Source organism: Vibrio sp. Vb0304 (genome assembly GCF_033338995.1).
Classification (GTDB): Bacteria; Pseudomonadota; Gammaproteobacteria; order Enterobacterales; family Vibrionaceae; genus Vibrio; species Vibrio alginolyticus.
Genome location: NZ_JAWOTT010000004.1, coordinates 130,412 through 155,572, shown reverse-complemented (window position 1 = coordinate 155,572; position 25,161 = coordinate 130,412). Strand labels below are relative to the sequence as shown.

General features: G+C 45.2%; 19 protein-coding genes. 10 read left to right on the top strand and 9 right to left on the bottom strand.

Annotation, left to right across the window (positions count from 1 at the left end; translation table 11 throughout):
* Positions 1-152: 152 nt before the first annotated feature.
* Positions 153-1,580: a dihydrolipoyl dehydrogenase gene (gene lpdA, locus R7P35_RS08680; RefSeq protein WP_005379993.1), complete on the top strand. Its 1,428-nt coding sequence runs from the start codon at positions 153-155 to the stop codon at positions 1,578-1,580.
* A 138-nt stretch (positions 1,581-1,718) separates the two neighbouring features.
* Here lpdA and opaR read toward each other — a convergent pair whose 3' ends face one another.
* Positions 1,719-2,333 carry a transcriptional regulator OpaR gene (opaR, locus tag R7P35_RS08675; RefSeq protein WP_318091993.1) on the bottom strand — a complete coding sequence of 205 codons (615 nt, stop codon included), beginning with the start codon at positions 2,331-2,333 and terminating at the stop codon, positions 1,719-1,721.
* A 319-nt stretch (positions 2,334-2,652) separates the two neighbouring features.
* On the opposite strand from opaR, the gene hpt reads away from it, so the two are divergent.
* The gene (hpt, locus tag R7P35_RS08670) at positions 2,653-3,183 is read left to right on the top strand and encodes a hypoxanthine phosphoribosyltransferase (protein ID WP_005379995.1); all 531 of its coding nucleotides are present in this window, start codon (positions 2,653-2,655) and stop codon (positions 3,181-3,183) included.
* A gap of 79 nt (positions 3,184-3,262) precedes the next feature.
* Here hpt and can read toward each other — a convergent pair whose 3' ends face one another.
* Positions 3,263-3,931 (bottom strand): carbonate dehydratase, encoded by a 669-nt coding sequence (gene can / locus R7P35_RS08665; RefSeq protein ID WP_005379996.1) that lies wholly within the window; start codon positions 3,929-3,931, stop codon positions 3,263-3,265.
* Between the two features lie 281 nt (positions 3,932-4,212).
* Between can and R7P35_RS08660 the strand changes: the two genes are divergently transcribed.
* The 4 genes from R7P35_RS08660 (at position 4,213) to R7P35_RS08645 (ending at position 8,879) form a co-directional block, all read left to right on the top strand.
* Positions 4,213-5,883 carry a SulP family inorganic anion transporter gene (locus R7P35_RS08660; protein WP_005379997.1) on the top strand — a complete coding sequence of 557 codons (1,671 nt, stop codon included), beginning with the start codon at positions 4,213-4,215 and terminating at the stop codon, positions 5,881-5,883.
* A gap of 250 nt (positions 5,884-6,133) precedes the next feature.
* Positions 6,134-7,051: an ABC transporter ATP-binding protein gene (locus R7P35_RS08655; RefSeq protein WP_005380000.1), complete on the top strand. Its 918-nt coding sequence runs from the start codon at positions 6,134-6,136 to the stop codon at positions 7,049-7,051.
* Entirely contained in the window at positions 7,052-7,822 is a 771-nt protein-coding gene (locus R7P35_RS08650; RefSeq protein WP_005380002.1) for an ABC transporter permease, read from the top strand.
* A 127-nt stretch (positions 7,823-7,949) separates the two neighbouring features.
* Positions 7,950-8,879, top strand: a complete 930-nt coding sequence (locus R7P35_RS08645; RefSeq protein WP_318091990.1) for a Kdo(2)-lipid IV(A) acyltransferase — start codon at positions 7,950-7,952, stop codon at positions 8,877-8,879.
* A gap of 53 nt (positions 8,880-8,932) precedes the next feature.
* Here R7P35_RS08645 and panC read toward each other — a convergent pair whose 3' ends face one another.
* The 7 genes from panC to sfsA form a co-directional block, all read right to left on the bottom strand.
* Positions 8,933-9,838, bottom strand: coding sequence for a pantoate--beta-alanine ligase (gene panC, locus R7P35_RS08640; protein ID WP_005380005.1), 906 nt, complete (start codon positions 9,836-9,838; stop codon positions 8,933-8,935).
* Between the two features lie 11 nt (positions 9,839-9,849).
* Complete coding sequence (gene panB, locus R7P35_RS08635; RefSeq protein WP_005386592.1) at positions 9,850-10,644, bottom strand: 3-methyl-2-oxobutanoate hydroxymethyltransferase; 795 nt, start codon at positions 10,642-10,644, stop codon at positions 9,850-9,852.
* A gap of 24 nt (positions 10,645-10,668) precedes the next feature.
* Positions 10,669-11,154 carry a 2-amino-4-hydroxy-6-hydroxymethyldihydropteridine diphosphokinase gene (folK, locus tag R7P35_RS08630; RefSeq protein ID WP_017635910.1) on the bottom strand — a complete coding sequence of 162 codons (486 nt, stop codon included), beginning with the start codon at positions 11,152-11,154 and terminating at the stop codon, positions 10,669-10,671.
* A complete protein-coding gene (gene pcnB / locus R7P35_RS08625; protein ID WP_005386589.1) occupies positions 11,151-12,518 on the bottom strand; it encodes a polynucleotide adenylyltransferase PcnB in 1,368 nt (455 codons plus the stop codon). Before pcnB ends, folK begins: the two co-directional genes overlap by 4 nt.
* A gap of 102 nt (positions 12,519-12,620) precedes the next feature.
* Entirely contained in the window at positions 12,621-13,484 is an 864-nt protein-coding gene (gene gluQRS / locus R7P35_RS08620) for a tRNA glutamyl-Q(34) synthetase GluQRS (RefSeq protein WP_054576325.1), read from the bottom strand.
* Positions 13,485-13,579: 95 nt separating this feature from the next.
* Positions 13,580-14,026 carry an RNA polymerase-binding protein DksA gene (gene dksA, locus R7P35_RS08615; RefSeq protein ID WP_005386584.1) on the bottom strand — a complete coding sequence of 149 codons (447 nt, stop codon included), beginning with the start codon at positions 14,024-14,026 and terminating at the stop codon, positions 13,580-13,582.
* Between the two features lie 136 nt (positions 14,027-14,162).
* Positions 14,163-14,879: a DNA/RNA nuclease SfsA gene (gene sfsA / locus R7P35_RS08610; RefSeq protein ID WP_017635909.1), complete on the bottom strand. Its 717-nt coding sequence runs from the start codon at positions 14,877-14,879 to the stop codon at positions 14,163-14,165.
* A gap of 66 nt (positions 14,880-14,945) precedes the next feature.
* Between sfsA and hrpB the strand changes: the two genes are divergently transcribed.
* The 4 genes from hrpB (at position 14,946) to acnB (ending at position 25,098) form a co-directional block, all read left to right on the top strand.
* Positions 14,946-17,414, top strand: a complete 2,469-nt coding sequence (gene hrpB / locus R7P35_RS08605) for an ATP-dependent helicase HrpB (protein ID WP_213904897.1) — start codon at positions 14,946-14,948, stop codon at positions 17,412-17,414.
* A complete protein-coding gene (gene mrcB / locus R7P35_RS08600; protein ID WP_213904898.1) occupies positions 17,407-19,779 on the top strand; it encodes a penicillin-binding protein 1B in 2,373 nt (790 codons plus the stop codon). Before hrpB ends, mrcB begins: the two co-directional genes overlap by 8 nt.
* Positions 19,780-19,901: 122 nt before the next feature.
* Positions 19,902-22,232, top strand: a complete 2,331-nt coding sequence (locus tag R7P35_RS08595) for a patatin-like phospholipase family protein (RefSeq protein ID WP_033905586.1) — start codon at positions 19,902-19,904, stop codon at positions 22,230-22,232.
* 268 nt (positions 22,233-22,500) lie between these two features.
* Positions 22,501-25,098, top strand: coding sequence for a bifunctional aconitate hydratase 2/2-methylisocitrate dehydratase (gene acnB / locus R7P35_RS08590; RefSeq protein ID WP_005380009.1), 2,598 nt, complete (start codon positions 22,501-22,503; stop codon positions 25,096-25,098).
* Positions 25,099-25,161: the final 63 nt, after the last annotated feature.

Here is a 25,161-nt window from a genome sequence, read left to right as displayed (position 1 = left end):
GCTCACAGGCTAAATTGATTTACTTTTCACACCATTAACATCTCTGTAAACTGTTAGCGGTCTGAAAATAACTGTTTAAAACAAATCTCTCTTAAACATAAAAAATCGATACCCACTCAGCCTGTTAGGGATAATGACTACAAGAGGTCAAAATGAGCAAAGAAATTAAAGCCCAAGTTGTTGTACTTGGTTCTGGTCCTGCTGGTTACTCCGCTGCATTCCGTTGTGCGGACTTAGGTCTTGAAACTGTACTAGTTGAACGTTACAGCACGCTTGGCGGTGTATGTCTGAACGTGGGTTGTATCCCATCTAAAGCACTGCTTCACGTTTCTAAAGTAATTGAAGAAGCGAAAGCGATGGCTGACCACGGCGTTGTGTTCGGTGAGCCTCAAACAGACATCAGCAAAATCCGCATCTGGAAAGAAAAAGTTGTTAACCAACTAACTGGCGGCCTAAGCGGTATGGCTAAGATGCGTAACGTAACAGTAGTTAACGGTTACGGTAAGTTCACTGGCCCTAACTCTATCCTTGTAGAAGGCGAAGGTGAGCCAACAGTTGTTAACTTTGACAACGCAATCGTTGCGGCTGGTTCTCGTCCAATCAAACTGCCATTTATCCCGCATGAAGACCCACGTATTTGGGACTCTACTGACGCTCTTGAACTAAAAGAAGTGCCAGAAAAACTGCTTATCATGGGCGGTGGTATCATCGGTCTAGAAATGGGTACGGTTTACCACTCTCTAGGTTCTAAAGTTGAAGTTGTTGAAATGTTTGACCAGGTAATTCCTGCAGCAGACAAAGATATCGTGAAAGTATTTACTAAGCGTATCAAAGACAAGTTCAAGCTAATGCTAGAAACGAAAGTAACAGCAGTTGAAGCAAAAGAAGACGGTATCTACGTTTCAATGGAAGGCAAGAAAGCGCCAGCTGAAGCTGAGCGTTACGATGCGGTTCTAGTTGCTATCGGTCGTGTACCAAATGGTAAGCTAATCGACGGTGAAAAAGCGGGTCTAGAAATTGACGAGCGCGGCTTCATCAACGTTGATAAGCAAATGCGTACTAACGTTCCTCACATCTTCGCGATCGGTGATATCGTTGGTCAACCAATGCTTGCTCACAAAGGTGTGCATGAAGGTCACGTAGCTGCTGAAGTTATCTCTGGTAAGAAGCACTACTTCGACCCTAAAGTTATCCCTTCAATTGCGTACACTGAGCCAGAAGTGGCTTGGGTTGGTAAGACTGAAAAAGAAGCGAAAGAAGAAGGCATCAAGTACGAAGTAGCAACATTCCCATGGGCAGCATCAGGTCGTGCAATCGCATCTGACTGTGCAGACGGTATGACTAAGCTAATCTTCGACAAAGAAACTCACCGCGTAATCGGTGGTGCTATCGTTGGTACTAACGGTGGTGAACTACTTGGTGAAATCGGCCTTGCAATTGAGATGGGCTGTGATGCAGAAGATATCGCTCTGACTATCCACGCTCACCCAACTCTACACGAGTCTGTAGGTCTAGCTGCTGAAGTATTTGAAGGTTCAATCACTGACCTGCCAAACAAAAAAGCAGTTAAGAAGAAGTAAGCTTTTTCTGACTGAATGATAGAAGCCGCTGCATTGCAGCGGTTTTTTTATGCTTGTTATATAGGAATATAAATGTGTGCTTAGCAGACAATAAAAAGCCCACCAAACGGTGGGCTGACATATATTACGAGCTAAGCTTTAGTGTTCACGGTTGTAAATGCAAAGCATATCTAAGTATGAATTCACTAGATGTTTCAGCTCCGCTTCACCTTTAGCGCGGTTCGCTTGGACAAACAGTGAGTAACAAATACCGTGGAACAGGTTTGCCAAGTGTTCTGAATCGTGCTGGTCACACACCTCACCGCGTTCAATTGCTTTAATGAACATGTTTTGTACCAGCAACTGGTTAGTACGGTTAGTTGAAACAAACAATGGCCATACTTCATCACGTGTTGAAGCACTCCACTCGAACCATACTTTTAGCCAGTGACAGTCTTGGCTGACAAGCTCGATCATCGCATTAGTAATATTGGCGATGTTTTCACGTGCATGTAAGTCTAGGTCTATGTTATCCGATAGGAAGTTTGAGAACTGACGTACGACGTGATTGAGAACTTCATCCACCAAGTCTTCGCGTGTAGGGAAGTAGTTAAAAACAGTCGCCACAGAAACTTGAGCAATTTCTGCGATATCTGCGTGACCACCACGACCGATGCCGCGGTGCGCAAATACTTCCAATGCGATTTCCATTAACTGTTGCTTACGCTTAATTGGAGAAAGCCTAGTTCTAGGTCTCTTTGCAATTGAGTCCATATCCATTTTCCTTGCCATTTGAGTTGATATTGGGGGTAACCCCCTAATTGATTATTTTAATAGTTGCTTAAAGCAGTGATGAGTGTAATGGTGCATATGCACAAGGTCAACATCTGTAGAACAATTTATATACAGTAATGTCATTATTATTGATAAATTTAGCTATGAACTTTATAAAACTAAGACCTTCTTCCAAGATTTTTTGGCAACAGGATGTGACTTTCAACCCAATGAACGTGGTGATACACTACACGCCGTAAGATTAGGTGATCGTTTGCGTGCGACTTACCTCAACCCACAAATTTAGATTGAGCACAGTATGAAACATACAATAGAAGTCATGATTTCTGAGCAAGAAGTTCAGGAGCGAGTTCGTGAATTAGGCAAACAAATTACAGAGCGTTATCAAGGTAGTGAAGATCTTGTGTTGGTAGGCTTATTGCGTGGCTCATTTGTATTTATGGCAGACTTGGCACGTGCTATCGAACTAACTCACCAGGTTGATTTTATGACTGCGTCAAGCTACGGCAATACGATGGAAAGCTCACGTGACGTTCGTATCTTGAAAGATTTGGATGATGACATCAAAGGTAAAGACATTCTGCTTGTTGAAGACATCATCGACACTGGTAACACACTAAATAAAATCCGTGAGATTCTTTCGCTACGTGAGCCGAAGTCTATCGCGATTTGTACGCTCCTAGATAAACCATCTCGTCGTGAAGTGAATGTTCCTGTGGATTGGATTGGTTTCGAAATCCCAGATGAGTTTGTCGTTGGTGTGGGTATTGATTACGCGCAGAAATACCGCCACTTACCATACATCGGTAAAGTTGTACCTCAAGAATAATCATTGAGAGCAGCATTAAAAATATAAAAAAAAACGCCCATCTAAGATGGGCGTTTTTTGTTCAACTTTTAGATATGACTTAGCGACAAAGCAGCTTGTTATCTGTATTTAGAATCGTCGAAAGAGCTTTCTGGTAAGACGCTTCTACGGTTTCCTTAGAGTTAGAACGAATGCCTAAGTACTCTAAGCGACCATCTTCAATTCCGTATACCACACCATGAATTTCAACATCTTGTCCACGCTCCCAAGCGTTTTGCAGGATGGTTGAGTTACCCAAGTTGTACACTTGCTCTGCAACATTAAGCTCGCCTAGTTTATCCGCTCGATCTTGTTGCGGCATTTGATCTAGGTAAGTGCGGTGTTTGAAATAGATATCTCTGATATGTAACAGCCAATTATTAATAAGACCTAGCTTAGGGTTATCAATGGCTGCATTTACGCCACCACATCCATAGTGTCCACAGACAATGATGTGTTTAACCTTAAGAACGTCTACGGCGTACTGGACGACGGATAGACAGTTGAGATCAGTATGGATAACTTGGTTTGCAACATTCCGATGAACAAAGAGTTCACCTGAGTATAGTCCGGTTAGTCGCTCGGCAGGGACGCGGCTATCAGAGCAGCCAATCCAAAGAAAATCAGGCTTTTGCCCCTCAGCGAGTTTTGCGAAGTATTCAGGTCGATCAGATTTGATCTCTTGAGACCATTTCGAATTGTTTTCAAATAACTGTTTTATTTCCGGCATTTTGCAAACTACTTCCCTTAAAAGACAAAATCGCTGCCGCTGTTTGTGTGCACATGCAAGCGATCAGTGTTGTAACTATACACAATGTTACAATTTCGATCTCGTTAAATATTCGTCAGATAGGACTCATCTGACTAGTTTTCATTAAGAAAAAAGTAAAATCTGGTGAAACTATTTGTGGTGTGAATTTAGCCTTAATCTATTTATGGTTTAAATTTTCGCCTAGCTCGTTAAAGTAGTGATATTTTACTTTTTAAAATTGAATGCAGGGAAAATCAGCAGTGTTCGGTAGTCGTTTTGAAGATATCAATTTCAAAGGGGATGTATTTGGCGGGGTAACCACGGCGATTATCTCTCTCCCTCTGGCGTTAGCGTTTGGTGTTGCATCCGGAGCCGGTGCTGAGGCCGGCCTTTGGGGGGCAATAATGGTCGGTTTGTTTGCCTCGTTATTTGGTGGTTCTAATACGTTAATATCAGAACCGACAGGGCCAATGACGGTAATCATGACCGCAGTATTAACCAGTATGATGGCGAAATACCCAGAAACGGGCATGGCTATGACTTTCACGGTTGTCATGATGGCTGGCGCGTTCCAAATCCTATTGGGGACGTTAAAACTGGGTAAATACGTTACCTTAATGCCTTATAGCGTTATTTCCGGGTTTATGTCTGGCATTGGTGTGATTCTTATCATTCTGCAGTTATCGCCTTTGATGGGGCATGCTGCGCCTTCAGGGGGAGTACTCGGAACGTTATCTGCTTTGCCGGAGACCATTTCTAACCTTAAGTTCAGTGAGTTGTTTTTGGGACTACTGACTTTGGGGATTCTTTTTTTCTTCCCTAAGCAATATCGTAAATACGTTCCTGCACAGCTCGTGGCATTGGTCGCGGTGACTTTATTGTCTGTGATTCTCTTTGATACAGAAGATATTCGTCGTATCGGTGAAATTCCTGCTGGGTTACCTTCTCTCGTCGCCCCTTATATTGACACAGATATGTTTGTCGAGATGGTCATTGATGCATTAGTGCTCGGCACATTAGGTTGTATTGATACTTTGTTAACGGCGGTTATCGGTGACTCATTAACTCGTAAAGAACACGACTCAGATAAAGAGCTGCGAGGTCAAGGGTTAGCTAACATGATCTCAGGCTTGTTTGGTGCGCTGCCGGGGGCGGGGGCTACCATGGGGACGGTAACGAATATCCAAGTTGGGGCTCGTTCGCCATTATCTGGTGTGATTCGTGCACTAATGTTGGCGTTGGTTGTACTGGTTGCTGGCGGATTAACAGAGCCAATCCCGATGGCTGTGTTAGCAGGCATTGCGGTGTATGTTGGCTTTAACATCCTAGACTGGAGCTTTATTCAGAGGGCACATAAGGTAAGCTTTTCCGGAATGGCGGTGATGTATGGCGTTATGTTGCTTACAGTATTCGTTGATCTTATCGTTGCGGTGGGTTTAGGCGTCTTTATCTCGAACATTATCATCATCGAGCGTTTGAGCCGAGAGCAGGCGCGACAAGTAAAAGCGATCAGCGACGCGGATGAAGATGATGTGCCGCTGACTGACAGCGAGCGTGGTTTGTTGGATCGTGCTAATGGTAAAGTGCTGTTCTTTTATCTTTCCGGTCCGATGATCTTTAGTGTTTCTAAAGCCATTTCACGTCAGCACTCTAGTATTTCGGACTATGACGTGATGATTCTCGATCTTACGGATGTACCAATGATTGATGTGACCGTCGGTTTGGCGTTAGAGAATGCGATTAAGGATGCTCTCGATGCCAATTGTGCCGTGTATTTATTATGCCCGAATGAGCGAACACGAGAACAGCTAGAGAAATTCCATGTGATTGACCTTGTGCCTGATGAAAATATGTACCAATTCCGTTACGAAGCATTGAATGCGGCGGTGGCACATGTTGAGGCAGACCAGTATCAGCGCATAACGGCGTAATCATTCTGACAGTTAAAAACGCAACAGTGTCCTGTTGCGTTTTTTTATGCTCTATTTTGTCTTACTCAGAGATAACCTTTACGAGGTAAGGGTTATATTTCCAATATTATCGAAAGGTTTATTTGTAATCATCGTTATTCAACGATAAACTGATGGACCTCCAATACGATACCCAAGGCGATTTTGTAGTAAACCGCTGCTAAATATGAGTCGGTATTAGTAATCACAAACAAACGGCAATCAAGACCTTATGTACGCATTAGAAATTGAACAACTGCGCAAGACGTATGCAGGTGGCTTTGAGGCGTTAAAAGGTATAAGTCTCCAAGTGAAAAAGGGTGACTTCTACGCGCTTCTGGGTCCCAATGGTGCAGGAAAATCGACCACGATTGGCATCATTTCCTCCTTAGTGAATAAAACCTCCGGAACGACGAAAGTTTTCGGTTATGACATTGATACCGACCTCGAATTGGCCAAGCAGAATTTAGGCTTGGTGCCACAAGAGTTCAACTTCAACCAGTTTGAAACCGTTGAGCAAATTGTGATGCAGCAAGCTGGCTATTACGGTGTGTCTAAAGTGTTAGCCAAAGAAAGAGCAGAAAAATACCTGAAAAAATTGGATTTATGGGAAAAACGCCAAGAGCGTGCTCGTAACCTATCCGGTGGGATGAAGCGTCGTTTAATGATCGCAAGAGCTTTGATGCACGAGCCGCAATTACTCATTTTAGATGAACCAACGGCTGGAGTGGATATTGAACTACGCCGCTCAATGTGGGGGTTTCTGAAAGAGATCAACCAAGAGCAAGGAATTACGATTATTTTAACGACACACTACCTAGAAGAAGCGGAGATGCTGTGTCGAAATATCGGCATTATTAATCGTGGTGAGCTGATTGAAAATACCACCATGAAGGCGTTACTAGGTAAGCTAAGCGTCGAGACATTTATCTTGGATATTGAGTCAGAAGTCGAGGTGCCTGAGCTTGAAGGTGTTAATCGACAAAGTATTGTTGATGGCTCTTTAGAGATAGAACTAGATAAAAGCCAAGGATTGAATTCGGTATTCAGTCAGTTAACAGAGCATGGCATTAAAGTTCTCTCAATGCGTAACAAAGCCAACCGACTTGAAGAGTTGTTTGTCAGCATTGTAAGAGAGGGGAGTAATTAAATGTACGGTTTATATTGGACGGCATTTCGCAGCTTGCTGAGCAAAGAAGTCACTCGTTTTACACGTATTTGGGTGCAAACCTTAGTGCCGCCAGCCATTACGATGACGTTGTACTTCATCATTTTCGGCAATCTTATTGGCTCTCGAATTGGTGAGATGAGCGGCTTTAGTTACATGGAGTACATTGTTCCAGGTTTGATCATGATGTCGGTGATCACCAACTCATACTCGAATGTTGCGTCTTCATTCTTTAGTGCAAAGCTACAGAAGAATATTGAAGAACTGCTGGTGGCACCGGTACCAAACTATGTGATTATTGCTGGCTATGTGATGGGCGGCGTGACTCGAGGTTTGTTGGTCGGTGCAATTGTTACTTGTGTGTCACTTTTGTTCGTTGATTTGCAAGTGGAGCACTGGGGCATTATTGTCGCGACTGTCTTCATGACGTCGGTGGTATTTGCTCTCGGTGGCTTGATCAATGCGGTTTACGCAAAAACATTTGATGATATTTCGATCATCCCTACGTTTGTATTGACTCCTCTAACTTACTTGGGAGGTGTCTTTTATTCGATTAGTCTTCTGCCTGAATTTTGGCAAGGCGTTTCTAAGATCAACCCAATCGTCTACATGGTGAATGCGTTCCGTTACGGCTTTTTAGGTGTCTCGGATGTAGGCATTATCACTTCATTTAGTGTACTTGCAGTGTTTGTTGTTGCACTGTATGCCATTGCGCATTATCTAGTAACCAAAGGGATTGGGCTAAGAAGCTAAGCCATTCTCATAAAGCAAAGAGCGGCGATTCACGCTGCTCTTTCGCATGCATAACAATACATACCCATACAATTTTTCGGTTTTTATCATGGTAGGTTTCAATCATTTGTAATAAATGAGTGATCCTATGAATATTGTCCCGCCGCCGCCTTTCTCCTATCAGTTACTTAAGCCCAAATATTGGTCTGTATGGCTGGCATTTGGATCTTTAGCGATTCTTGTTAATGTACTGCCATACGTAGTATTGCGAATCTTAGGTAGAAGCATCGGCTGTATTGCGATGCATGTAATGAAGCGCCGATACAAGATCGCTCTGCGTAATCTCCAGCTGTGTTTCCCTGATTTTACGGATTGGCAATGTAAGGACGTAGTACGAAAAAACTTTCAATATACTGGAATGGCGATCATCGAAACCGGTATCGCTTGGTTTTGGCCAGATTGGCGGATACGTCGGATAACCTCTATTGTTGGAAAAGATCGTTTACTCGCTGAGGAAAAGAATGGACGTGGTGTGTTGGTGGTGTGCAGTCACCATTTAAACTTGGAGATAACCGCTCGTATTTTTAGCCAGTTTGCCCAAGGTTATGGCGTTTATCGCCCAAATTCGAATCCTGCTTATGAGTTTATTCAACATCGAGGTCGAACTCGTTTTGGACATCAAATGATTGATCGAAAAGACGTGAAATCAATGCTCAAAGTTCTGAAAAAGGGTCATCGACTTTGGTATTTGTCCGACCATGATTATGGCGTTAGCCATTCTGTTTTTGCGCCGTTTTTTGCTGTTGAACAAGCGGCGAGTACCGTTGGGTCTAGTGTTCTCATTGATGCAACAAAGTGCGCGGTTATATCTGGCGTTACAGTGAGTAAAAATCACCATTACACGCTGTACATTGGAAAAGACATTAGCGAGCGTTTCGAGAGACGTAATGCGGTTAAAGCGGCAAGCATCTTGAACCAAGAGCTTGAGAAAATGATAAAACGTGATATTCCAGCGTGGATGTGGCTGCACAAGCGGTTTAAAACTCGCCCTGAAGGGTTAGATTGCGTCTATACGTAGAGTATAAAAAAGGTCGACTAAGAGTCGACCTTTTTACTTTTATGACTCAGAGCTTACTCTGCGCTCTCTGAGTTTGTATTGTTAGATTCAGCTTCTTCCTTCGCTTCGACAACCATATCTACCGTTTGGTTATCGATAAGACGAGCTTTGCCTAGGAACGCAGACATCAGAATGACAGCTTGTGTCGTTTCTGGTGTGATCACTTGTAATGTACGAGCATCACGAATGAAGATCTCATCAGGGTGCAGACCTGCAGCTCGAAGTTGGTCGCTTGCATCTTCGATGATCGATGCGTAGTCATCGCGGCCACCGCGAATGGCACTGCTGATCCAACGCATTGTACGAGCAAGTACAGGCGCACGTTGACGCTCGTCCAGCGTAAGCAAGCCATTGCGTGAACTCATTGCTAAACCGTCCATTTCACGTACGGTTGGTACACCGATGATTTCAATGTCCATTGCTAGGTCATCAACCATCTTGCGGATAACAGCAAGTTGTTGGAAGTCCTTCTCGCCGAAGCACGCGACATCCGGTTGTACGATGTTAAACAGCTTATTCACTATCGTCGTCACGCCACGGAAATGACCTGGTCGAGACGCGCCTTCGAGAATTGTTGATAGGCCAGGGACATCGACGAAGGTTTGCTTATCCAGACCTTCAGGGTAGATAACTTCTGGTGTTGGCGTAAATACCACATCGACCCCTTCAGAGGTTAACTTGCTTAAGTCTTCCTCTAGCGTGCGTGGGTAATTATTTAAATCGTCTGCACGATCAAACTGCATCGGATTAACAAAGATGCTTACGACAACGATATCAGCGTATTCGCGTGCTTTACGCACTAAAGTTAAGTGGCCTTCGTGAAGGTTGCCCATGGTAGGGACAAACGCCACTTTACGACCTTCACGTTTAAAGGTTTTAAGGTGTTCACGAACTGCTGAGATTTCCGCAAAAGTTTGCATGCATTTATCCTCTAGGCAATGGTATGAGCGTCGTCTGGGAATACACCGTTGGCTACATCTTCAATGTATTTAGTAACGGCTTTGCGCATATCACCTGTTTCAGCAAGAAAGTTTTTGGAGAATTTCGGCATGTAGTTGGCAGAAATACCAAACATATCATGCATTACGAGAATTTGACCATCTGTTACGTTACCTGCACCAATACCGATAACAGGAACGTCAAGCACTTGCGTAATACGTTCAGCAAGCTCAGCTGGTACGCATTCTAGTAAGACGATTTGAGCGCCTGCTTCTTGCAGCGCTAATGCGTCTTTTACCATGCGGTCTGCTTTTTCTTGATCGCGACCTTGGATTTTGTAACCACCAAAAATATTAACAGCTTGAGGAGTTAAACCAAGATGAGCACAAACTGGAACTGATCGTTCAGTGAGCATTTTCACCGTGTCGACAAGCCAGTCACCACCTTCAATTTTTACCATATTGGCACCAGCACGCATCAGTTTAGCCGCATTTTCGCAAGCTTGCTCTGGCGTGGTGTAGCTCATGAATGGCATGTCTGCCATCAACAAACAATTTGGGCTACCAGCACGTACGCAACGAGTATGGTAAGCGATATCATCGACCGTTACTGGCAGAGTATCGTTGTGACCTTGCAAAACCATACCTAGAGAATCACCAACAAGAAGTACTGGCATTTCTTGGCTTTCAAACAGTTGGGCAAAGCTCGCATCATAAGCGGTTGAAGTAGCAAATTTACGACCTTCTTGCTTCCACTTGATTAGGTCGTTGATGGTCATTTTTTTCATGGTTTTATCCTTACTAGGAGTTGGCTATGACTGCCAGATACTGAGGCCGTTTCTATCTACTTGTTCCAGTAGTTCAGAGACCTCGGTCCCATCAGGGAGTTGTAAACTTGGTGCAATTTCCGCAAGAGGGTAGAGTACGAATTCACGCTCTTTCATTCCATAATGAGGAACGATCAGCCTCTCGGAATTAATCACCTCATTGCCATAAAGCACAATGTCGAGGTCCAAGGTTCTTGGTCCCCAGCGTTCGTCTTTACGGACACGCCCTTGTTCTTGCTCTATAGCTTGTGTGCAATTGAGCAATTCAATAGGCGTCAAACTGGTGTTAATAGACACAACCGCATTGATGTAATCCGGTTGGTTTTGTGGCCCCATTGGCGTGCTGCTGTATAGCGAAGAAGCTTGAACAAACTCTGATTTAGGCAGCGTTTTTAATGCTTCAATCGCTTGCTTCGCTTGGCTGACAGGATCCGCCAAGTTACTGCCTACCGCAATGTACGCTGTAATCATGATTTGGGCTTACTCTTTTTCTTGCGATAAGTTTTACGGCGGCGCTGGCCTGTTTTCGGTGATTGACCGTCTAAGTCGGCAGCCATTGCTTGACGCATTTCTCGGCCTGCATTTTGAAAAGTTTCCCACCACTTGGCAAGCTTCTGAGTGTCACCACCTTCAATTTCACCGCGCATTTCAAGAAAATCAAAGCCAGCTCTAAATTTATTGAGCTCCATAAGACGGAATGCACGTTTACCGTTACGTCGTGGAAGACGAAGCTGTAACTGCCAAATCTCGCGAATGGTTGCGGTGTGGCGTCTTGGAATGGCAATTGTGCGAACTTGCTCGTCAAGAATGATGTTGCTCGCTTCCATAATGGCGTCGTAATGGCCTAAGTTGCGCTCTTCCATCAGTTCATCGGCTTTCGCACACAGTGGGTACCACAGCATTGCAGCAAACATAAATGCTGGATTGATGCGTTTCCCATCTTCGATGCGCATGTCGGTAGAATCTAGGACAAGATCCAACATCTGCTCAGTGTGAGAGGAGTAATCTTCTGTAAAGTGCGCTGCAATCGTCGGGAATAGTTGCTGGAATAGGTTGTACTCACGCAGTAGGTGGTAGGTTTCTAAGCCATGACCGGATTGCAATAATTTGAGTGACTCTTCAAAAAGACGCGCTGACGGAATGTCACCGAGCAACGGTGCCATGTGTTCGATTGGCGCTGCGGTGTCTTCTTCAATATCAAAGTCTAGTTTTACCGCGAAACGAACCGCACGCAGCATGCGCACAGGGTCTTCACGGTAGCGTGTTTCTGGATCACCAATCAGTCGAATTAGGCGATCTTCTAAATCTTCAATACCACGTGCGTAGTCGTGAATCGAGTAATCTGCGATGTTGTAGTACATCGAGTTAATCGTGAAATCACGGCGCTCAGCATCTTCATCGATGGTGCCGTAGACGTTGTCACGCAGCAGCATACCCTCTTTTGATTGCTGAGAAATGCTCTTATTCTTTTGCTCTTGGTGGTGACCACGGAATGTCGCAACCTCAATGATGTCTCGGCCAAACATAATATGAGCCAAGCGGAAGCGGCGACCAATCAAACGGCAGTTACGAAATAGCTGTTTGATCTGTTCCGGCGTTGCGTTGGTCGCAATGTCAAAATCTTTTGGTTTTTGTCCAAGCAGTAAGTCTCGAACCCCGCCACCCACAAGAAAAGCATCGAAACCAGCACCATTTAGGCGGTACAGTACCTTCAGCGCATTATCACTGATCTGCTTACGCGAAATGTTGTGCTCTTCACGAGTTATTACATTGAGAGCGAGCTCTGGAATTGTGGCAGGTTCGCTTGGTGTATAGTCGTTTGTATTCATGTGCATCTGGCAATAACTGGGTTTAATCCAATCTTGCTTTGGTTAGTTTTATACGCCTCTAGGGCCTAATTTGCGGCTAATGATAGCCTACACAATGCCATTTGAGAATCACGGTGTGATCTCGATCTCTGCTGGAAGCTGTTCCAACCGCCAGTTTTCGCAGCCCCAACGAAGAATATCTTCTATGTTGGTCGCCCTTACGGTTTCAGGTATCTCGAAACCTAAAAATGTCATGGCGCGCAATAGAGTAGGTTTTGGTGTATCTATATCAATAGCCGTCGCGTGATTTTGTTTCGACAATTTATTGCCGTTGTTGTCCATCGCCAATGGTAAATGCAAGTAGCTAACTTCAGGCTGACCAAGTATTTGGTACAGGCTAATTTGACGCCCTGTCGGCTCGATTAAGTCTGCACCTCGCACGACTTCTGTGACGCCTTGGTCGATGTCGTCCAATACTACCGCAAGATTATAAGCAAATAATCCATCTCGACGTTTAATAATGAAATCTTCATTAACGAGTTGCTCTGGAATAGTAATGGTTCCCCGCTTTTGGTCGAGGAAATGAGCGACAGGCTTGGTCATTTTTAGGCGAATCGCGCCGTCTTTCAAGTTTTTATCGCGGCAAGTGCCAGGATAAAAACCGCCATGCTCTTTAATTTGCTTACGAGTACATTGGCAATAATAGGCTTCTCCATTTTCGAGCCATTTGTTTATTTGAGCTTGGTAAAGGTCGTGACGTTCGCTCTGGTATACTACTTTCCCATCCCAATGCAGCTGATAGGCCTTGAGTGCCTCTAGGATAAGTTGCGCTGCACCTGGCATTTCTCTTGGTGGGTCTAAGTCCTCAATACGTACTAACCAAGCTCCGTTTTGTGCTTTCGCTTGAAAATAACTGCCAAGAGCGGCAATCAGTGAACCAAAATGCAGTGGACCAGAAGGAGATGGGGCGAATCGACCTACATAGCGTGTCATGCGTGTATCTCGAATTTAGTAAACAAATAGGGTGCGAAGGTAGCCAAAACAAAAAGGGAGCCTGAGCTCCCTTCAACAATCATAATGCTGGGTGATTAACCTTGCATTTGCTTCTCTTTGATTTCTGCAAGTGTTTTACAGTCAATACAAAGGTCAGCGGTTGGACGTGCTTCAAGACGGCGAACGCCAATCTCTACGCCACAAGACTCACAGAAGCCAAAATCGTCTTCTTTGATTTTATCCAAAGTCTTTTCAATCTTCTTGATCAAACGGCGTTCGCGGTCACGGTTACGCAGTTCTAGGCTGAACTCTTCCTCTTGAGAGGCGCGGTCAACTGGATCTGGGAAGTTTGCTGCTTCGTCCTGCATGTGGTGAACAGTACGATCCACTTCAGCTCTTAGCTGGTCGCGCCAAGCTGTTAAGATTTTCGTAAAGTGTTCAACCTGCTCTGGTGACATGTACTCTTCACCAGGTTTTTCCTGATATGGCTCCACGCCGGCAATGGCTAGGATGCCTATCGTTTTCTTCTTTGATTCTGGCATACAGCATCTCCTACTTACACCTAGTCAACTGCTACGCAGTCAATTTAAGGCGGGTATCTATAGCAAAAAGAGGCGGTGCAAGCAAATACTGAATCGCAAAGTTATCGCCAATGTGAAGACGACATCATTTTTTCTCTTAATTGATAAAATCAATAGCGGAAATCAGCTTCATTCCAGTATCGCTCAGTTCAGCTTTGTAGCAGAGAACTTCCACTCCAGCGTCTTGTGCTTGTTTGAGTAATAGTGAATATTTCGCGTCTATATGGTGCGCCGCGGATACTTTTTCAATACCTGAATGTAAAACAGTGAATAAAAGTATGGCTCTACTTCCATTTTGTGCCATTTCTGTGAGCTCTCTCAGGTGTTTTTGTCCCCGAGTCGTGACCGCATCTGGGAAGTATCCTTGTCCAGTAGAGTCGGTCTCATCAAGAAGAGTGACGCTTTTCACTTCTATATAGCACTTTGGCTTGTCGTCTGCGCTGAGCAAGATATCAATTCGGCTATTTTCATTGCCGTATTTCACCTCAGTTTGAAGTGTGTCATAACCACAAAGCTCTGAAATGACATTATTTTCAATAGCCTCTACGGCTAATTGATTGGCACGCGCGGTGTTGATACAAATACGGTGGCCTTGTTCGGTCTCACTCAACTCCCAACTATTGGGATATTTTCGTTTCGGGTTGTCGGAAGTAGAAAACCAAACCTTGTTTCCGGGCGTTGCACAACCCGTCATTGCACCTGTATTTGCGCAGTGGATTGTACGGATTTCACCAGTATCGAGCTCGATATCGGCAAGAAAGCGTTTATAACGTTTGAGTAGAGTGGCGGACTCTAAAGCGGGTGTGAAATGCATTTGCTTATTTAGACAAAAAATTTTTTATGTACAATGTTGCCACCATTACACCATAAGGTATTTCCTTTGTCACAATTGCCGATTGAAGCCGTGATGCCTGAGTTGCTGACGGCGGTCAAAAATCAACATCAAGTGATCTTAAAAGCGGCGCCTGGTGCCGGTAAGTCGACTTACTTCCCTTTGCAGTTACTCTTAAATCATTCGGTTGCTGGAAAAATCATCATGCTTGAGCCAAGACGACTCGCGGCGCGTAACATTGCCCGTTATCTTGCTGAGCAATTGGGAGAGCAAGTAGGTCAACGCGTGGGTTATCGAGTCCGTGGCGAGGCAAAGGTAAGTTCTGCAACGCAGCTGGAGATCGTAACCGAAGGGATTATGACCAGGATGATCCAAACGGACCCGGAGTTGGATGGGGTTGATCTACTGATCTTTGATGAGTTTCATGAACGCAGCATTCATGCCGATACCGCTTTAGCATTCAGTTTAGAAGTTCAAGAGGCATTGCGAGACGATCTCAAGCTGGTGGTAATGTCGGCAACGCTTGACCAACAAGCATTACAATCGTTGTTGCCGGAAGCCAGTTACATTGAATCTGAAGGGCGGAGCTTTGATGTGGCAATGCGCTACCAGCCGTTAGGTGTGAACGAGCATTTACCTACGAGTATGGCAAAAACAATAGAAAGTCTTATGAACAAAGAATCTGGATCTTTGTTGGCTTTCCTGCCGGGTGTTAGTGCCATAAAACAAGTTGAAGAGCGGTTGTCTCATTTAGCGGATGATATCGACATATGCCCACTTTATGGTCAACTGAGTTTTGCAGATCAACAAAAAGCGATTACGCCAGCAGAACAAGGTAAGCGTAAAGTCGTTCTAGCGACCAACATTGCAGAAACTTCACTAACGATTGAAGGCATTCGCCTCGTGGTTGATTCTGGGTTAGAGCGTATTGCCCGCTTTGATTTGAAAAACGGTTTAACACGCTTAGAGCAAACACGCATTGCACAGTCTTCAGCGATTCAGCGTGCAGGACGAGCGGGACGAATAGAAGAGGGCATTTGTGTTCGTCTTTATTCTGAAAACCAGTTCAAGCAGCAACCGCTGGTTCCCCAACCCGAAATTTTGCATTCCGATTTAGCTAGTTTAGTTATGGAGCTTGCCTTTTGGGGAGCGAGTGATATCCACGATCTAAAGTGGCTTGATGTTCCCGCTAATGCGTCATTGGAACAAGCGAAGCAGCTATTGGTGTCATTGGGACTACTGACGGAAAAAGGGCAATTAACGTCCGAAGGAAAACAGGCGCATGAACTAGGCGTTGAGCCTCGTGCGGCTGCGATGCTAATTAAAGCGCAATCTTACAGTGATAAGATGTTAAATGCTGCTTTGGCGGCGGTCGCACTGATTGAAGAGCCAGAGAGAAATGTTACCAATATCGCTCATAGCTTGCATCGTTGGCTTGTTGGTACTCATCCAAAAAAGTCGATGTTGTTCAAGCGTGCTCAATCTCTAGCGTACAAATTGGATACGGTATTTGACCTGAAAGGCGTGGATGAAGATGCATTACCGCTGGTGTTAAGTTTGGCATTTCCAGATCGCATTGCGCAGCAGCGCACAAATCAATTTGGGCGATTTACTTTGGCTAATGGTCATGGTGCAGAATGTCGTCAGGAAGACATGCTAGGTGGCTGTGAGTATTTGGTTGCCGTTGACTTAATGCGTTCTCATTCTAGCTCAAGTCAAATTCATTCGGCATGTGAATTGGATGTCAATATATTGCGAACGACCTTTGATACGCTATTTTCGTCTGAAGAAGTAGTGGACTGGGATGAAAAAAGAGGCCGTCTAATAGCTGAGCGACAAACAAAACTCGGTCTGCTGGTCGTTGAACGCGAGCCGTTGCCAAGCCCTGGCAAAGAAAAAATGACACAAGCTTTACTCACGTATGTCCGCCGCCAGGGCTTACAGAGTCTAAACTGGACACCGGCAGCGGAGAGCTTGTTGGCTCGGATTCGTTGTGCGGTGGAATGGTTACCTGAGCAGTCATGGCCAATGTTTGATGAAGCCAGTTTGCTGGATTCATTAGAGGAGTGGTTAGAGCCATACATGACGTCTGTCAGCTCGGTTAAAGACCTGAGCAAGATAAACTTGGTCGAAGCGCTTAATGCTCGATTAGGTTGGCCACTCAATCAACAACTGGATGAATGGTTACCTGAGCATTACCAACTGCCCACAGGTTCAAAGAAGCGTATCCGTTACCAATATGGCCACGAGCCGATATTATCGGTGCGTATGCAAGAAGTATTTGGGGAGAGTGGTTCCCCAACGGTGGCTCTTGGCCGCAAGCGTTTGGTGCTTGAACTGCTTTCACCGGCACAACGTCCATTGCAAGTAACGTCGGACTTGGCGGCTTTCTGGAACGGAAGCTACAAAGACGTTCAAAAAGAGATGAAAGGGCGCTACCCAAAACACGTTTGGCCAGATGATCCTGCCAATCATGTAGCAACAACGAAAACAAAAAGACAATTGAATAATGACTGACAGCAAGAAGCCTAGCGCGAAAAAAGCGCCAGCGAAGAAAAGTACAACCAATAAAGGAACCGCAAAACAGACTCGACGTACGCCGAGTAAAAAACCGACTAACGAGAAACGTTCGTGGTTGAAAGTTCTGTGGTCGTTTAGCTGGAAAGCTGGCGTTGCACTTGCCGCTGTTTTGCTGTTTGTTGGGATTTACTTAGATAGTGTGGTGAAAGAACGCTTTGAAGGCCAGCTGTTTGAGCTGCCAACGGTAGTTTATGCCCGTATCTTGAATCTAAGCCCTGGTGAGAATATCACCATCCAAGAACTGCGCAACGAGCTAGATGTGTTGAATTACCGTAAAGTGAGTCAACCTCGTTACCCAGGCGAATATTCCTCTTCTTCCACTCGGATTGAATTGATTCGCCGTCCATTCGAGTTTGCCGATGGTCCCGAGCCGGATCGTCACATTATGCTGCATTTCTCTGATTCCGGCTTGCAACGTATTCAGTCTTTAGAATCTCGAGGAGACCTTGGTTACTTGCGCCTAGAACCGAAGATGTTGGGCATGCTGGAGAAAGACCGTGATGAACAGCGTCTTTTCTTACGTCGTGATCAGTTCCCTGAAATTTTAGTGGATGCACTGCTTGCGACCGAAGACCGGGATTTTTATCAACATGACGGGGTGTCACCGCTGGCGATTGCACGTGCATTGGTTGCGAACATTAAGGCCGGTCGTACTGTTCAAGGTGGTAGTACGCTGACTCAGCAATTGGCAAAAAACCTGTTTTTGACTCGTGATAAAACACTGTGGCGTAAAGTTCGAGAAGCGTATATCGCGCTAATTTTGGATTACCGTTACAGCAAAGATCGTATCTTAGAAGCCTACCTCAACGAAGTGTACCTAGGTCAAAGTGGAGGTGAAGCGATCCACGGGTTTGGCTTGGCGTCGCGTTACTATTTTGGGCAGCCAATTCAGGAGTTGCGAATCGATCAGCTGGCGATGTTAGTTGGGATGGTAAAAGGACCGTCTTACTACAACCCAATTCGTTACTCTGAGAGAACGAAAGAGCGTCGTGATCTCGTTCTGCGCCTGTTAATGCAGCAAAACATGTTGACTTCAGAGCAGTATGAACAAGCTGTAAGTCGTCCACTCGATACGCAAAGCAAGCCACGTATTGCGAGCCGTCAGCCAGCTTATTTCCAACAATTGAGCATTGAATTAAAAGAAAAAGTTGGGGAGCGATTTAAAGCAGAGACCGGACTGCGCGTGTTTACGTCTCTGGACCCAGTATCGCAAAGCAAAATGGAACAAGCTATCGCGAAAAAGATCCCAGAACTAGCTAAACGGGGTGGTAAAGAGTTAGAAGCCGCTGCTGTGGCCGTTGATCGCCATAGTGGTGAAATCCGTGCGATGGTTGGTGGTAAACGTGTCGGTTATGAAGGCTTTAACCGAGCGCTCAATGCCAGTCGTCCAATTGGTTCTTTAGTGAAACCAGCGATTTACTTAACGGCTCTAGAACAACCGGATAAATACAACCTAGGCACGACGCTACACGACACGCCGTTAAGTCTGAAGAGCAGTAAAGGTAACGTGTGGACGCCGCGCAACTACGATAGAAAATATCGTGGTGATGTGCCACTTTACATTGCTTTAGCGAAATCACTTAACGTACCAACCGTGCGCTTAGGTATGGCACTTGGCATTCCTGAAGTGTCCAATACTTTAGAGCGTTTGGGCGTGAACAAAGACGAAATTCGCCCAGTGCCTTCGATGTTTTTGGGTTCGTTTTCTTTGACGCCATTCGAAGTCGCACAGATGTATCAGACTCTGACGAATTCAGGTAAGCGTGCAAAACTGACCGCTCTGCGCTCAGTCATGGATATGGAAGGTAATGTGCTGTATCAATCCTTGCCTCGTTCATCAAGAGCCGTGGATGAACAAGCTGCATGGCTAACGACCTACGCGATGAAACAAGGGGTTGCTCAAGGCACTGGCCGCTTCTTACAAAGCCAGTTTGGTTGGGCTGCATTGGCAGGAAAAACGGGTACCAGTAATGACAACCGCGATAGTTGGTTTGTCGGTGTTGATGGTCGTGAGGTGACGACAATTTGGCTAGGCCGCGACGATAATAAACCCGTGAATCTAACGGGGTCGAGTGGTGCATTACGAGTGTACGCAGAGTACTTGAAGCAGCGTATTCCTGAGCGCTTAGAGCTCCCATGGCCAAGAGAAATCACCACATTAGGGTTCAAGCCTACATCTGATGGAGGTTTAGAAATGAACTGCCGTAGTGATTACAAACTGCCGGTTTGGGATAAAACCGGTCAGATAAAGCAACAGTGTGAGAAGAAATCAAACTGGTTAAATAGCATATTTGATTGGTAGCATCGCCAAATCAACAACATTAGCTTGTTTATCTGATTAATTCTTAGTACATATTAGGGCGTGTTAGTACAGTACTGCTAGCACGCCCTACTTGATCAGATATTCAATAAAGGAAGAAGTGAATGTTCAAAAAGCTGTTATCAAGCCCATCGGTTCGCAACTTTGCGCTTTGGGTTAGTACCTTTTTGATGATCACTCCTTCTGTTTCCCTCGCAAACTCTCTAACAAAAACGGATGACTTGGAACCTCGACCAAAGGTGGCGGTTGTGCTCGCTGGTGGCGGAGCGAAAGGGGCGGCACACATTGGGGTTTTAAAAGCATTGGAAGAAATGCAGATCCCTGTCGATATTGTGACCGGTACCAGTATGGGCGCCTATGTGGGTGGGCTCTATGCCACGGGGATGAGTGCTGATGAAATTGAGAGTTTTATCTACACCGTCGATTGGGGCAGCGGTTATCGAGATCGTGTTGACCGTAGCCAACGTCGAGTTCGTGACAAAGAGTATGAAGACCGCTATCAAATTAATACCGACCTCGGCTTAAGGTTCGGTGAGGTACGAGCACCAACGGGTGTGGTGCAAGGCCAGAACATGTTGCGAGTATTGCGTGAGACTACAGGGAACTTAGGGCGATTCGATTCTTTTGATGAGCTTGCCATTCCTTATCGTTCTGTTGCGACTGATATTCTTGCCCTAGAAGAAGTCGTACTGGGTAATGGTTACCTTGTGGATGCCATGATGGCTAGCATGTCTGTACCAGGAGCACTTCCTCCCTATAAGCTCAATGGTCATATGCTTGTCGATGGCGGCGTCGTCAATAACATGCCTGTCGATGTGGCTCGCGCCATGGGAGCTGATGTCGTTATTGCCGTCGATATTAGCACCGATTACAAAACCGAAGATGAATTTACGGGGCTGTTTACTGTCGCGGATCAACTCTCTAACTATCTCGTTCGTCGTAGTACACAACAGCAAGTGGACGAGCTTGAACCTCAAGATATCTATATTCGTCCCAATGTGGGCACCATGGAAACCGTCGAGTTCGACAAAATGCCTTGGGCTTTTCAAGCTGGGTACGATATTACCAAGCAGTTAAAAGACAAGCTGAAAGAGTTACGCTTGTCCAACGCGGACTATCAAAAATACATCGATCGCAAACAAGAAGTTCGTAAAACTTTGATTTATGGCGATCAGCGTGTGGTTGATGACATTGTGATTGTAAATAACACGCACTACAGCGATGTGCTATTGACGAATCGTATTGAACTAGAAACCGGACGTCGTATTTCAACGGCCGAAATTGAGAAAGCCGTTGAAAACCTCTACGCGTTAGATAGGTTCGAGCTCATCACTTATCACTTTGAAGAGGTGGATGGTGAGACATTGTTGGTTTTTGATGTTAACGAGAAGTCGTGGGGGCCTAATTATCTCAACTTCCGATTTTTTCTTGAAGATGACTTCGATACAGATAGCCAGTACGGCATAGGAATATCGACCAACTTTACCAATTTAAACTCTCATGGCGCGGAGTTGGCGTTCAACGTAGAAATGGGCACGGATAAGCTGATTGAAGCTGAGTTGTATTCCCCTGTTTTATCTAGCCAAGAACTTTTTGTATCTGGGCGTATTTCCTATGGCAGTGAGAGCCGAAACTTACCTTTAACAGAGCCTCAAGCACCAGATTTAGAGTCAGTAAATGACTTTTTTCCGGTCACTTACGATGATTTTACAACAGAGTTAGCGATAGGTATCCAACCCACATTGTGGCAAGAACTTCGATTTGGCGCTCGCTACTCAACCGGAGATATTGAGCTTTCTACTTTGGCTTCTGCTGGTAAATTGGATTTTGAACGTCGTGGCCTGTTTGCCAACTATCGTCTGGATACACTTGATGATTTCGCATTTCCGACTCGTGGACTGTTAGTCGATCTCGAATATTTAGTGTCTCATGATCAAAGTCCTCAAGGCGTTAGCCTTTTAGAGACTGACAAAATTATTGAAGATACCGTTTATGAAATCTCTGCACGATTTAAAGGTGCAGTGAGTCATCAGCGTCATACTTTAGTCGGACATGCTGAATATAGTTTTGTAGAGAGTAAAAACTCATCTTTACCGCTTGATCCCAGAGAGTTGGGCGGCTTCTTAAGCCTATCGGGAATCCCAAGAAATAGCCTGATCGGACAGAACTTATTTTTCAGCAGTTTGGTGTACCGATATAAGTGGTTTGATAATGATTTCGGATTGTTTGAAGCTCCAGTCTACCTGGGCGCATCGGTCGAATATGGCGGTGTTTGGTCTGATAATGATCTGAAACTAAACGAAGCGCCGCTTTACAATGCTGGCTCCATCTTCTTTGGTGTTGACTCACCAATAGGACCAATAATGTTGGCATACGGTCGTACTGAGCAAGATTTGGATGCTGTGTATTTGATCGTAGGAACATCGTTTAATTAACCGGGTATGAGAAAGCAAAAACTTGGCATATTTGGTCAAAATTAGCAGAACTTTAGTCGTAAGTTGCTATGTTGGTCAAAATGATAAGATTTTAATTTAAGGTTAAATTTGCTATTATTTTGCCCACAGTTTGGCCTCTACGGCGCTGTTTCTCAATCATAATTGAATGAAAACAAGGGCAATGGAGAGCCAAGTTTCCAAGGATGTTCACTCCTTTACTTTAACAATAGTAATAATAGAGGAGGAACCGCAATGAGAGGAAAAAGTCGTGCTTGAAGCCTACCGTAAACACGTCGAAGAGCGTGCTGCTGAAGGAGTTGTTCCTAAACCGCTAGACGCAGAACAAGTTGCTGGACTTGTAGAACTTCTGAAAAATCCCCCGCAAGGTGAAGAAGAAGTCATTCTTGACCTACTTGAAAACCGTATCCCTCCAGGTGTTGATGAAGCTGCTTATGTAAAAGCGGGTTTCCTAACAGCAGTAGCAAAAGGTGAAGTTAAATCACCATTAGTGAGTCGTGAAAAAGCGGCTGAACTGCTAGGCACTATGCAAGGTGGTTACAACATCGAGCCACTAGTTGAGCTATTGGATGATGAAGCACTGGCAGAGATCGCAGTAAAAGCGCTGTCTCATACGCTGCTGATGTTTGATGCTTTCTATGACGTAGAAGAGAAAGCAAAAGCAGGCAATGCGCATGCACAGAAAGTACTTCAATCATGGGCTGATGCTGAGTGGTTCCTTTCTAAGCCTAAGCTTGAAGAAAAAGTCACTCTAACCGTATTTAAAGTAACAGGTGAAACGAACACGGATGACCTTTCACCTGCACCTGACGCTTGGTCTCGCCCTGATATTCCAGTACACGCACTGGCGATGCTTAAAAACGAGCGTGAAGGAATAAACCCTGATCAACCGGGTACTATTGGCCCGATCAAGCAAATTGAAGAGTTAAAAGACAAAGGTCATCAATTGGTTTACGTTGGTGATGTTGTTGGTACTGGCTCTTCACGTAAATCTGCAACCAACTCAGTGCTTTGGTTTATGGGTGATGATATCCCTTACGTTCCAAACAAACGAGCTGGTGGGTATGTGCTTGGTGGCAAAATTGCCCCTATCTTCTTTAACACAATGGAAGATGCTGGCGCACTACCAATTGAAGTTGACGTAACTAAGCTCAACATGGGCGATGTTATCGATGTTTACCCATATGAAGGTAAAGTTTGCAACCACGAAACTGGTGAGGTTCTAGCTGAGTTCTCGCTAAAAACAGAAGTACTGATTGATGAAGTTCGTGCTGGTGGTCGTATCCCATTGATCATCGGTCGTGGTTTGACAGACAAAGCGCGTCAATCGCTAGGTCTTGAGCCTTCGGATGTATTCCGTAAACCTGGTGAAATCGCAGATTCTGGCAAGGGTTACACGCTTGCACAGAAAATGGTTGGTAAAGCGTGTGGCGTAGAAGGCATTCGCCCTGGTACCTACTGTGAGCCGAAAATGACGACAGTAGGTTCGCAAGATACTACTGGCCCTATGACTCGTGATGAACTTAAAGACTTGGCGTGTCTCGGCTTCTCTGCTGATCTTGTCATGCAGTCTTTCTGTCACACATCGGCTTATCCAAAACCAGTAGACGTTAACACTCACCATACACTTCCGGACTTTATTATGAACCGCGGTGGTGTATCTCTTCGTCCTGGTGACGGTATTATCCACTCATGGCTAAACCGTATGCTGCTGCCGGATACTGTCGGTACGGGTGGTGACTCACATACTCGTTTCCCTCTGGGTATTTCATTCCCAGCTGGCTCGGGCTTGGTTGCCTTTGCAGCTGCGACAGGCGTTATGCCGCTAGACATGCCAGAGTCAATCTTGGTTCGTTTTAAAGGTGAAATGCAACCGGGTATCACACTGCGTGATCTTGTTCATGCCATCCCTTACTACGCGATTCAGCAAGGTCTACTAACGGTAGAAAAAGCGGGCAAGATCAACGAATTTTCTGGCCGTATCCTTGAGATTGAAGGCTTAGAAACGCTAACGGTTGAGCAAGCATTTGAGCTTTCTGATGCATCTGCAGAGCGTTCGGCGGCAGGTTGTACTGTGAAATTGTCTCAAGAGTCGATCGAAGAGTACTTAAACTCTAACATCGTGATGCTGAAGTGGATGATCTCTGAAGGCTACGGTGATCGCCGTACTATCGAGCGCCGCATTACTGCAATGCAAGAGTGGCTAGCAAACCCTGAGTTGATGCAAGCAGATAAAGACGCTGAATACGCACATGTGATTGAAATCGATATGGCTGAAATCAATGAGCCAGTACTATGTGCACCGAATGACCCAGATGACGCTCGTTTGTTGTCTGAAGTACAAGGCACAGCGATTGATGAAGTGTTCATCGGTTCTTGTATGACGAACATCGGTCACTTCCGCGCAGCAGGTAAATTGCTTGATAAGTTCAATGGCCAGTTAGCGACGCGCCTTTGGGTAGCGCCACCAACGAAGATGGATAAAGACCAGCTGATTGAAGAAGGCTACTACGGTATCTTCGGACGTGCAGGGGTGCGTATTGAAACGCCAGGGTGTTCACTTTGTATGGGTAACCAAGCGCGTGTTGCAGATAAATCAACAGTAATGTCGACTTCAACGCGTAACTTCCCGAACCGTCTGGGTACTGGTGCGAATGTTTACCTATCGTCAGCTGAGCTAGCTGCAGTAGGTGCAATCCTAGGTAAGATTCCAACCAAAGAAGAATACCTAGAATACGCGAAGCAAATCGACGCTACGGCAACGGATACGTACCGCTACTTGAACTTCCATAAAATGGATCAATACACCAAGAAAGCGGACGAAGTGATCTTCCAAGAACCAGCATAATCAGAAATGCACAATTCAAAAGCACCTCACATGAGGTGCTTTTTTTATGGGAGCAATTCGCTA